Below are 12,783 nucleotides of genomic sequence, written 5' to 3' on the forward strand. Positions count from 1 at the left end.
AACCAGAGTAATATCGCCAATATCAATGCGATTGGTTTTAACCGCGTCAATGGCTTGATTTACGGTACCTTTACCGACATGTCCCATGCGGACAGTACCCACCACCTGTTTGTCACCGATAAAACCGGGACCAGCTTCATTGATTTAGGGGAAATTCGAGCAGCCGCGCCGAGTACCATTCGTCGTTTGCAAGACGGAGATAGATTTACCTTTGCAGTGGGTGATTCACTGCGTAATACCGGTTACGCCTCAACGGCAGGGCCAACAGTCACATTAAGTGCCCCAATTGCAGGGGATGTGACCTCGGATGGGAGCGAGCTGATCATTTGGCGCACCACTTGGGATTCGATCGTGAAAGTGGATGTGGAAACCCAAACCTTCACCACCGTCTTAATTGATATAGCCGCCCTCGGTGGCTCATATGGCGGTGGCCCAATTAATGTCGGTGCGGATTTAGCCATCAACAGCATGACAGGTGTCGGGTATCTCCTCGATTTAGAAGGGGACACCTTATACACCATCAACCTTTCCACCGGGGCCGTAACCAGTGACACCTTAAGTTACTTTGGTGCAGAGCCAACGGTAGATGCGAGCGGTAAACTGCAAGCAGGGGCGTTAGTGATGGATAACGGCATTAGCCTGTATGCCATTACCAATGGTGGTAACCATGACTCAGATACCAACAACGCCATTGATTTAACTGATCGTGCCGTGGTGTATCGTGTGAACGTGGTGACAGGGGAAGTGGAATACGTTACCGCCTCCGATCAAGGCAGTTTACAAGGTAATGATGGTGCAGGGTGTTATGACTCGACGGACTACGGTGATGCCGCAGCCACCTATGGTGAAGCGGGGCATCAATACTGGGATGCAGCGACAGATGGAACAGCAGATCTGTTGTTAGGTAGCCGTTGGGATCCTGAATTTGGTCAGTGGCTCAGTGCAGATGCATCAGGGGACGATACCAATGGTCAAGATGATGAAGATTTATCAATACCGGGACAAATCATAGTAGAAACCTTTACTAATCTCCCAATACAAGTGGTGGGGACGGGCTACGTGAACATTTGGGTGGATTTGAACAATGACGGTGACTTTAGTGATCCGAATGAGTTCTTAATTGACGATGAGTTGGTCACCCCTGGGCTCAATAATATCCCGGTCATTCTCGATGCGAACAGTGCGGAAGGGTTTAACGGTTATACCGTGATGCGGGTGCGTTTATGCTCGACCCAAAATACCTGTGACAGCGTATCGGGGCTCGTAGCTGATGGTGAAGTGGAAGATCACTGGTTTGAACTGCTCAATCGTATCGTGTTAAACGGCTTAGTGTTTGAAGATAACGGTGTGGGTGGAGCAACAGCCGCTCATGATGGTATTCAAGATGGCAGTGAAGTGGGTTTAGGTAACTTTACCGTCACCGTCACCTTTAATGATACAGGGGTAGCCGGCTATGCCACCGGAGATATCATTGCGACCGAGGTCACCTCAGGCGGTGGTACTTATCAATTTATCATCGGGGTGGATTTCTCCGGTAAAAACCTGTTACTGGATGTGGTGAAACAAGCAGATTGGATCGATATCAGTGAAGCGGATGTTACCTTGATCCCCCAAGTGAGCAGTAACAGTGTGATAGACAGTCAAATGGCAGTGAATGCCAGTGCCGGGGATGAAATCTTTGGCTTAGATTTTGGTAAAGTGCGCGAGCCACGGATGGAGCCCGATAACTTCAGTGAAGCGACCCCGGGTAGTGTGGTGTTCTTCCCGCATAAATTTACGGCCGCCACCGCAGGTAACGTGAACTTCAATGTGATTAATCCAAGCACGTCACCGACAAACACCGCATGGAGTACTGTGTTGTATCACGATGTGGATTGTGATGGCACATTAAATGGGGTAGAAGCGCAAGTGGTGAACCCGGTAGCGGTGAGTGGCAACAGTACGATTTGTTTACTGAGCAAAGTGACGGTACCGGCCAATGCGACCTTAAATGCGCATTATCACTATGACATAGAAGCAAACATGATCTTTGCTGATACCACGGGCACAGGGCATGGCATTACCCGTCTTGTGTTGGATAAAGATACCGTCAGGGCGATATTCAGTGGTTCAGGGGAATTACGCTTAGAGAAAACGGTACGCAATGTGACGCAAAACGGTCCAGTGACTACCAGTAACCAAGGTCGCCCGGGGGATGTTGTGGAGTACGTAGTGACCTTTACCAACATGGGCGTTGGTGATCTCACCGATGTGAAGATATTTGACTCAACCCCGGATTTTACCGAGCTGTCACAGACGGTGCAGTGCAGTGATGGGACAGTACCTGCTTCACTAACTTGTAATGCTGTTACCAGTGATGGCACCAATAGTCCTGGTTACCAAGGCAATATTCGCTGGGAAATGACAGGGAGCTTGGCGGCAGGAGAGTCGGGCACGGTAGTATATCGTGTGTCTATTCAATAATAAGCGAGTAATGCAATAGGTACAGTATGTTGAATTCGCTTCGAACACTATTGTAATACTCAGTACACATATTATTTTTTATGACTGGTTTTATTTAGGGGATTCCTGATTTTAATCCACCTTAATATCAATGTTTATGTTTCCAACTGTATGGGATTAATTAGCATATAAATATGTTTTTATATTCGAATTGTATTGATTATATTAATTTATAGTTATTGCCTTTTCATAAGGATGAGGTAGATGAATAAACAAATCCTCTTCTTTTATAAATTATTTATAAAAGCACTTTGTATTTACTTTATAAGTTTCAATGTCTACGCCGAGCAGCCTCGTGTTGTTAATAATACTGGTTTCTCTGATGGTGTTTTTCAAACTTGTGCTGCTGTGGGTAAATATTATTGTATGCGTGTTTTTGCAGGTAAAAATGGTGATAACTATTTAAATGCAGGTGGAGGATGTGCAACATATAGTGGTTCTTCCACTTTTTTTATGGGGGATGTGGTTGTTCAAAAAGGGACGATTAGAACCTTAAATGCCGATGATAGGGCAACCTTTTATTTTCCTAATGGCATTACAGAACAAGTTAACGGTGGGCACAATAGTGGAGGAAACTGTGAAACGGGATCTAATTGGCAGCGAACACCTAATAGAGATGTGATTCCTCTAGGTACAACATTCACCGTGGCTGCTGATGTTCGTGTTGGTGGTGGGGGAGAAGCATGGGGACAAATGGATGTGTATTTCGAACCTTATTTGCAAGATTACGGTGATGCACCTGATGCTTCAAATGGGGTAGGTGCAGGTAACTACCGTACCCGCCAAGGGGACAACGGTCCGTCACACCGAGCACTAAAAAGTGAATATACGGTTTATCTTGGTGTGAATATTCCCGATGATGATGATAGTGGTTTCCAGAATGCCGATGCGACAGCTGATGACAATACAGCAAGCAGTACTTTCTATGGTGTTGCTGGGGATGACGAAGATGGCGTGACTTACCCTAGTGTTCGTTTTGTTGATACCACGTATTCTATTACTGCAGATACAACCAATACATCGGGCTCTGATGCGTATTTATATGCATGGTTTGATTTTGATAACAGCGGTACCTTTGATGTCGATGAACTCATTACAAATGGTACAGGACCTGGTGGGGCATTTATTGTACCGACAGGAACTAATAATCAGACACAAACCTTAACTTGGAATTCTTTAGTAGATTTAACCGCTAATGGTTATTATTTTTCCCGTGTTCGTATCAGTTCAACGCTAATTACCACAACAGCTACAGGTAGTGATGAAGATACTCGTTCGTTAGGGGCATTAAACAATGCAGGGGAAATCGAAGATTATATGACCTGTGTTGGCTGTGTCGATATTACCGGGCATGTTTATGATGATGTGAACGGTGATAGTGATATGACCGATCAGATCCCTGTTAGCGGTGTGAGTGTTTATGTTTATACCGATGATGGTGATGGTATTCCTAATGCTGCTGATGGTAGCCCAACCTACACCACAACAACAGATACTAATGGTTATTATTCTTTCTTACAGATCCCTGGTGTCACCTATTTTGTGTCTCCTAACCCGCCAACCACAGGCAGCGCAATCGCTGATCAAACTTATACTACAGCGGTGACTGATAATTTAAATGGCACTTTTGCGACCGGTTATTGTGATGCAAATGGTGACGGTGTCGCTGATGCAACGTCAATTAATACAACAGGTTCATGTTTTGGTGGTTGGGATGGTGATCGTGCCACCAATAATGGGACGGGTAATCTTTCTTTACGTGAACACATTACACGAATTGAATTTTCGGGTATGTCACAGGCGGTGAATAATTTAGATTTTGGATTTTCTTATAACGTTGTTACTAACCTAAATAACACCGCACAAGGGTCGTTAAGTCAATTTATTACTAACGCTAATACCATTGCGGGTGCTAACGAAATGCGTTTTGTTCCTGCTGTGCCTGCTAATGATAGTGATCCAAGCGGTGATTGGTGGATAATTTCACCGAGCTCGTCATTGACTGCGATCACGGGAGCTAATGGCGCGAATACCACGATAGACGGCACCGCATATAGCTACACCGATGGAACAACGGTGGTGGATTCTAATACTGGTAATTATTCCGCATCACAAACGGTAGGCAGTAGTATTGATTGTACTCCTGAAACCATTCCGCCATTAGCCAAACCTGAATTGCAAATTGATATGGCAACCAATGCCAGTGCTTATAATGCGGAGTTGCTGACTATTAGTGCTGATAATACGACAGTGAAAAATTTATCACTGACGGGGGGCTCGCTCGGTATTAATGTAAACACGGCTAATATTATCGACACCTTAATTGAAAATAATCTTATCGGTATCGATCCTGCGGGGAATGAGGATGTGATTGGTGATCAAGGTTGTGGCACATCGCTAGGGTGTGCAGGCATTGCTATTTCAAATGCGGGGAATAGCGCTTTAACGGGAGATAGCGGTATTATTCGTAATAACGCCATTAAAACAGCCCATAATAACATTTCATTTAATAACTTAACGTCACAAACCAATGTGGTTAATTGGCAGGTGATCCACAATCAATTATTAGGAACGACGTCAACAGCAGCGACACCATACCACAATGTGGTAATTGCCCGAGGCGCACCAAGTTACTTAAATATTCAAGGTAATTTATTACGAGAAGCTACGGGTGACGGTATTAATCAAAGTCTGACGTCTACGGTTGATTTGAACCAAACTATTACAAGTAATGATATACAAAATGTGGGAGGGGATGCGATTCATTACCAAAGCGGTCGACACTCCGTGATCTCATGTAATGTACTCCATAATAATGGTGGTTCAGGGGTATCAATTGACGGTAATACGAATGTAAGAGGGTATTTAATTACTAAAAATAGCTTTAGTAATAACGACTCAAATTCGATTGATTTACAAAATGGCGCTACTGGTGACGGTGTCACACTAAATAATGATGTATGTAATAACAGCTCAGGGGCTGGTGCTAATAATAATTTGGCTCGCCCTGAAATTGATAGTGCTGTTTATGATGGCACAAACTTAACGGTAACGGGCAGTGTATGTGGCACTGGTGAATTTGTCTTTGAAGTTTATAAAGTCAATGCTGGTACTGGTGATACAGGGAGTGATACCAAAGCGGCCGGTGAGGGGGAGACTTATCTATATAGTATTACTGGTGTTGTAGGCTCGAACTTAACTGATGTAACAGCAGTCCCTGGACTGGTTAATGGTGATGAAATTACCGTTATTGCATATCGTGTTACAACTGGTGGATTGGGGGCGTTGCAAGATACCTCAGAATTTAGTGCAAATGTCCCTGTTGATATGGATATCACACTTAACGGGAAAGTGTTTGAAGATAACGGCAAAGGCGCAACAACAGCACATAATGGTATTCAAGCGGGTAGTGAACGTGGATTACACGGCTTTATTGTTAAAGCCATTTATGATGATACAGCAATACCTGGTTTTAACCCCGGGCAAGAAATTAACCGCACAATCACTTCTGGAGATGGGAGTTTCACGCTGGTGATCCCAGTTGATATATCAGAAAAAGATATCAAACTCATTGTGGTATCAAAGGCAGCTTGGATTGATATTTCAGAAAGTGATGTTACTGATCCTGCGCTGGGATTAGTCGGTAAAGTAACAAATACCTCATTACTTGATGGTGAAATGTCAATCAATGCAACGGCAGGTGATATTTTAGATAACTTAGACTTTGGCAAAATACAGGAGCCATTATTAGAGCCTGATAATTCTGTCGATGCACTGGTTGGATTACCTGTTTTCTTACGCCATAAATTTATTATTAATACATCTGGTACGGTGACGTTTAGTTTAGTGAATGCGCAAGCTGCACCGACTGGCTTTAGCTGGAGTCATATTCTTTATCAAGATATTAGCTGTAACGGTGTATTAGATATGCCGGCAGACATTGCTGTCGTCGCTCCATTTAATATGGATGCAGATTCGTCACCCGAAATATGCCTCATTGTTAAATCCATGATGCCAGCGAATACACCATTAAATACGATCAGTACTTATGATTTACAAGCTGACGTTACCTTTAGCAGTTCTCCTATTACTCGACAGCTATCAGATACTGATACCATCAAAGTCAGTTATAACGGTGCTGGGGATTTAGAAATTGAAAAATCTGTAGCCAATATTACAGATGCAAGTGCTGAATCAACCAATAATACGGCAAAACCAAATGATGTTTTAGAATATCGTATTTATTTTAAAAATAATGGCTTAGGCGATATAACAGATTTGGTTATTTATGATGTTGTTCCTGATCATACTGAGTTATCCAGTGTAATAGTGTGTACAACCCCTGCAGTTTTATTACCTGGGACACTGACTTGTGATTCTATAGTTACACCTGGTGGCACGAATACTATTGGTTATGATGGTGGTATTGAATGGCATTTAGGTAATGTATTGGCTGCTGGTGAAAGCGGTTATATTAGTTATCAAGTTAAAGTTAAATAATATATCAAAGTTACTCGGGTCTCTTTTAAAAGTAAAAAATCTCCTTTTTATAAGGAGATTTTTTTGCATCGCAAGATGCTGTTAGTATTAATAATGATATTTTATGATTTTTTAGTTATTGAAAATTAATGTTTTTTTAATTGGTGTAATTTATGCATTATCACTTTTATGCGGTCATGAGGGTGGTGATATGTATCAATTTATTGCGATTTTTATCATTTTTATATGTTCTTTCTTTAGCTATCTTAGTAAAGAAAATTATTTAGCTAAGCGGATGGTGTTTGTTGATCGCCAATTAGCTGAAGAATCGTCACTTAATACGCTTAATATTCCTCATGTTCATTTTAATGGGCTAGATGATCTCATTAGTCAGCTGAATAATAAAAAAATAACAACCATTGATATTTTTTCTCATGGTGTGCCGGGTGAAATAAAAATAGGTAACGATATTATTACGTTAGATAATATCAGCCGCTATCAATCACAGCTGGAAGACTTAGGATCACTGCTTGGTCAAACTGGTGTCATTAACTTATTGGCTTGTGATTTAGGTGAAACAGGTGAAGGGATTGAGTTACTGAATCAATTTTCTCAAATATCCAATGTTACAGTACTGGCATCATCGAATAAAACGGGATCCTCAGATCTCGGTGGTGATTGGGAATTAGAGCTTTCTTTTGGTAATGAAGATATTACGTTTACACCGTTACCACAATACACATCTTATACAGGTGTATTAGCTGCTGGTGATTGTGATACATCCGGTTTAGCTGGCGCATCAACCTTTACGAATACCCAATATGCAACGATCAGTGGCTCTCCATTAACCATTCACCATATTGCTGCTGGTGGTAATGGGGTTTTTAAAAATAACCAAAGACAATCATATCAGCAAAATTCTTATTCATGTGGCGGTACATTCCCTTATATGCATGTGACAGATGGAGTATCAGGAGAATACTGTAATTATAAAGACTTTCTTATGAGTGCTGTTACAGGTACTGGGTCAGAAGCGGATCCTTTTAGTGTATGGTCATCTCGGTATTGGGATCGCAATAATAACAATGTTTATGATAGCAATGACATTAAAATCATTACCCAAGTGACTTATGTTAATGGTGAAGATTATTTTGACCAAAGCTATTGTTTAGAATCTGCTGATAATTCAAATACGTCGAATATTGCTTTAGCGCAAGGTTTTGATACTTATTTAAATGGTGGTGACCAAGGTGCAGCATTTACTATTCCTTATGTTGACGGAACATACCAACCGGGGAGCCCACCATATACCATTGTTGGTGTGGTAAAAAACTATTCAGCCAATGATCAATTTATGGGGTATTTTGAGTTAGATCGTGCATGGGACCGATATTTTTCAGGCCCATATAGCACAATGATCAATACAAATTTCAGCAGTGCACCATTTCAGTTAGATAACACATTAGACACTAATACAGGAACCGATAATGGGATTGGTGTGCAATGGGACTTGGGCGTTGTTAACAGTGCAACAGAACATTCGGTTCGCTTATTATTTAGTACGTTAGAGGGGGCTATTTTAAGTGCAAGTGTCAATGACTATGGCGATGCGCCAGATACAGCTGCCGGAACGGGAGTAGGAAACTATCAAACGTTATCGAGTGATAATGGTGCAGGTCATAGTTTTTATGACTCAGACTCAGACACAGTGAATGATATTGTCCTTGGCCTTTTGTGGGATGACGATGATGGAAGTTTACAAAATGTTAATGCGAATGCAGATGATCTTAATAATTTAGATGATGAAGATGGCGTAACGTGGACGGATAGTTTTATTCGTGGGGGGAATACTAATATATCCGTGACAATAACGAGAGACCCAGAGACAACAGCAACAGGTCTTCGTCTTTATGCTTGGGCGGATTGGAACCAAGATGGCGATTGGAATGATGTGGGGGAACAAGTTATTGCAGATACTGCAGCTTCTGCCGCCACGCAAAACTATCCTATTGCTGTGCCTGCCACAGCAACGTTAGGTAATACTTATCTTCGAGTTCGTGTCTGTTCAGACATTGACTGTAATTCCACAACAGGTGTAGTGAATGATGGTGAGGTAGAAGATTACCTATTGACAGTAATTGCTCCTCAAATTTCAGGTTTTGTTTTTAATGATAATGGCACAGGTGGTGGTACGGCCACTAATGGTGTTAAAGATGGCGGAGAGACGGGCGTTGGTGTAACGGTGCCTGTTGTGGCATATAACACAACAACTGGTTTGTGTTATGCCGCCAATGCTGATGCGACCACAGGGGCTTACACGATCACCGTAGGTGCTGCAGGCACTTATAAAGTTTATGAAGCGATAAATGAAACCAATATAGCCTCACCAACATGTCCTCCGACTCAACCTATTGTTGATCCTGTTACTGGCACCAGCGGCGGCGGTACCATTGGTGATCCTGCTGCATATATATCATCAACACCCAATATAGTCACAGTGACAGCGGGTGTTATTACTAATGTGAATTTTGGTGATATTTCAGTAAGTAACCAATTCCCAACTTGTGATACCAATGCATATTTAACTAAAAATTCACCTCGAGAATTGTATCAGGTGAATTTAGTAACAGCTTCTGAAACGCAATTAGGATCAACACACTCTCCGACATACAATGGTATTGGTTATAGTGTTGCACAAAATTTATTGTGGGGGGTTTATGCGAATAGTGGGTCAACTAATTCAGATATCGTAGCTTTTGATAGTCAGCATCAGCCAGTTTTAATTTTAAATGTGCCTGAGATTAATGGGATCAGTTTTCCTGCTGGCGATGTAACGGATGACGATATCCTTGTTTTGGTTTCTGGTGGTAGTGATGGAAGACGTTTTTATTTTATTGATGTAAATCCTAACTCTGAAACTTATGGGCAATATTTAGGGCGCTCAGCTCAAACTAATATATCTCTTGGAGATATTGCGATTCACCCACTTGATACCTCAACCGCGTGGGGGGTAACAGGTAATAAACTTCTATATCGATTTGATTTAACCATAGATCGTGCAACTAGTACTTATAGCGCTGCTGTTACTAATGTAGGTCAAACCAATATGTTGACAACGAGTGCAGTAGGGGCTTTGTATTTTGACAATATGGGCTTTATGTATGCATCTAATAACAGTGATGGTGCGTTATGGCGATTTGATTTATCGAATTTATCAGCACCAGCTGCAACGTTAGTGAATGCAACCTTTCTTACTAATGGCCAACCAGCAAGTGGTAACGATGGTGCACGGTGCCGTTATGCTCCTGTGCCGATAGACTTTGGTGATGCACCGAATACATACAGTACAAATCTGACAAATAATGGTCCTCGACACCAAACAGACATTGGTGTGCCATATTTAGGCGTTAATGACCCCGATAATGAAAATGATGGTCAATCTACTGCTACCGCTAACGGGGATGATACTAATGGCTTAACCCCTGATGATGAAGATGGTTTCAATCAGCCATCTATTACCACCGTCTTAACTGGGGGTGATAATGTTGCTCTTAACGTCCCAGTGGTGACATCGGGTAACGATAACCTCTATGGTTGGATTGATTTCGACCTTGATGGGGTGTTCAGTAACGATGAAACTGCCACGGTTGCCGTGACCGCCTCTGGTAACAGTACCTTGAATTTCACCGTCCCTGCGGATGTGCAAATCTTTGATAGTTTTGCCCGTTTACGGATTTGTTCCAGTAGTGAAACCTGTAATCTTGCCACGGGTAGTTCAGGTGACGGGGAAGTGGAAGATCACCCTATCTCACTGATGCCACCGGGTGACTTGTCGTTAACATTAGCGCTTGATCCTGGCGTCAATGTCACATTAGGTATTCCGTTTAATGTGGTGGTTAGTGTTGAAAACATGGGCACCACCCTCGCTTTAAATACCCAAGTTTATTTACCTATTCCTGCTGGTTACAGTTTCGTCAAAGCCTATGCTGGGGATGGGATGACTGAAATTACAACTTATGATCCGGTCACTGGTATTTTAGATGTGGGTACGGTGGGATTTGGGTTTAATGATTATGCGGTGATCCGCTTAGCACCGCAGTCATTAACAGCCCCTGCGATTAATGCTGAAATCAGCCAAGCGAGTATCAATGATATTGATTCCACCCCGAACAATGGGTTGGCAATGGCGAAGNATTTTAGATGTGGGTACGGTGGGATTTGGGTTTAATGATTATGCGGTGATCCGCTTAGCACCGCAGTCATTAACAGCCCCTGCGATTAATGCTGAAATCAGCCAAGCGAGTATCAATGATATTGATTCCACCCCGAACAATGGGTTTGGCAATGGCGAAGATGACACTGACGTGGTGACCCCGGTTATTTCCAACACGCTACAGCCGAATGTGTGTGATGCACCTGTGGTGTATGAAGGGGGGGATGCTTACCTTGCCGCTAATGGTGAATATATTGTTACTGAAGCACAACAAGCGCAAGCTGGGTATTTATGGAGTCTAGGTTATATTGATTTGAACCAAACCATGTATGCAGAGTTAGCTGTTTACCTTGGTGATCGTAATTGTAATACAGGATGTCCCGCAGGGCTTGAAGAAGGTGCTGACGGCATGACTTTTGTGTTATCTGCTGATCCGCGAGATTTAAATGCCTTCGGTGATGTTGGTGGTGCGTTAGGGGTGGATAATATTTTTGGTACACAGGCTGTCGCCCCTTCGATTGTGGTTGAATTTGATACCTTTGATAACAGTATTTATGGTGAAACCAGTGATTTTGTTAACGGGGCTAACTTCATTGATCACACGGCTGTCTACCTTAACGGTGATGTTTATAATCCAAGTGCAGCAAATACACTCGTTGATGAAACAGCAGTCTCAGGCAATGAGTTAGAAGATGGCCGTTACCACATCGCCCAATTTGAATGGGAGCCGACCACCAACCAATTCACCTATTATTTAGATGGGGTCATGGTGGGGCAATTTACCCGTAATATCCGTAATGACATTGGTAACAACATGGTACGTTTCGGGTTTACTGGCAGTACTGGGCAATCTTATAACCTACAAAAAGGTTGTTTCACCAATGCACCCGATGTTTTAGGGTCTGACTTTGGTGATGCGGTAGATACCACTGCAGGCACCGCCATTAACGATTACACCACCATTTACGATAATGATGGGGCTCACCACGTACAAGTTGATTCGGATGATAATGGCTTTATTGATTTGCGTTTGGGTAACTTGTGGGATGCAGATTTAGGGGATCTGCAAGATATCCTCTCTCGTGCTGATGACAATAATAACCTTGATGATGAAGATGGGGTGACCGCACTCACTGTTGCAACGATTGGTGAGAATTTTGATATTGCCATTAACGTGGTAGAAGATGCCGCTCGAGCCAGTACAGGGCAACGCCTCTATGCGTGGATGGATTTCAACTTAGATGGTGATTGGGACGATGCGGGTGAGCAAATCATTAATCAGCCAAGTGCGGCAATTGGAATCAATAACTTCAGTGTGCTGATCCCCGCAGGGGCCATCGTTGGGCATACCTATTTACGCGTTCGTCTCTGTAGTGATGTGGACTGTAATAGTCCCGTTGGGCGAGCCAATGACGGTGAAGTGGAAGATTACCGTATCTTGATTTCAGATCTGGTGGGCAATAACCAGTGTGACTTGATCATGCAAACCATCAGACCGATCGCCTCAACAGATTACACGTATACTTCACTTGATGTGCCAAGTAATCCGATTACCTTCTCAGATATCACGAACCCAATCGTTATCACCA

Annotated in this window: 4 protein-coding genes; all 4 read left to right on the forward strand. The window is 42.7% G+C overall.

The window, feature by feature from the left end:
* Positions 1 to 2,463, forward strand: a 2,463-nt coding sequence (locus E5A76_RS01980; RefSeq protein ID WP_161117951.1) for a GEVED domain-containing protein, incomplete at its 5' end; no start/stop codon positions are given.
* 243 nt (positions 2,464 to 2,706) lie between these two features.
* Positions 2,707 to 7,002: a GEVED domain-containing protein gene (locus tag E5A76_RS01985; protein ID WP_161117952.1), complete on the forward strand. Its 4,296-nt coding sequence runs from the start codon at positions 2,707 to 2,709 to the stop codon at positions 7,000 to 7,002.
* 274 nt (positions 7,003 to 7,276) lie between these two features.
* Positions 7,277 to 11,209, forward strand: coding sequence for a GEVED domain-containing protein (locus tag E5A76_RS01990; protein WP_449301127.1), 3,933 nt, complete (start codon positions 7,277 to 7,279; stop codon positions 11,207 to 11,209).
* Positions 11,184 to 12,783 (forward strand): lectin-like domain-containing protein (locus E5A76_RS01995; RefSeq protein WP_316247311.1); only part of this gene is annotated, 1,600 nt, incomplete at its 3' end. The genes E5A76_RS01990 and E5A76_RS01995, both read left to right, overlap by 26 nt.

Origin of the sequence: Photobacterium lucens (genome assembly GCF_009873615.1) — a bacterium.
Taxonomy (GTDB): domain Bacteria; phylum Pseudomonadota; class Gammaproteobacteria; order Enterobacterales; family Vibrionaceae; genus Photobacterium; species Photobacterium lucens.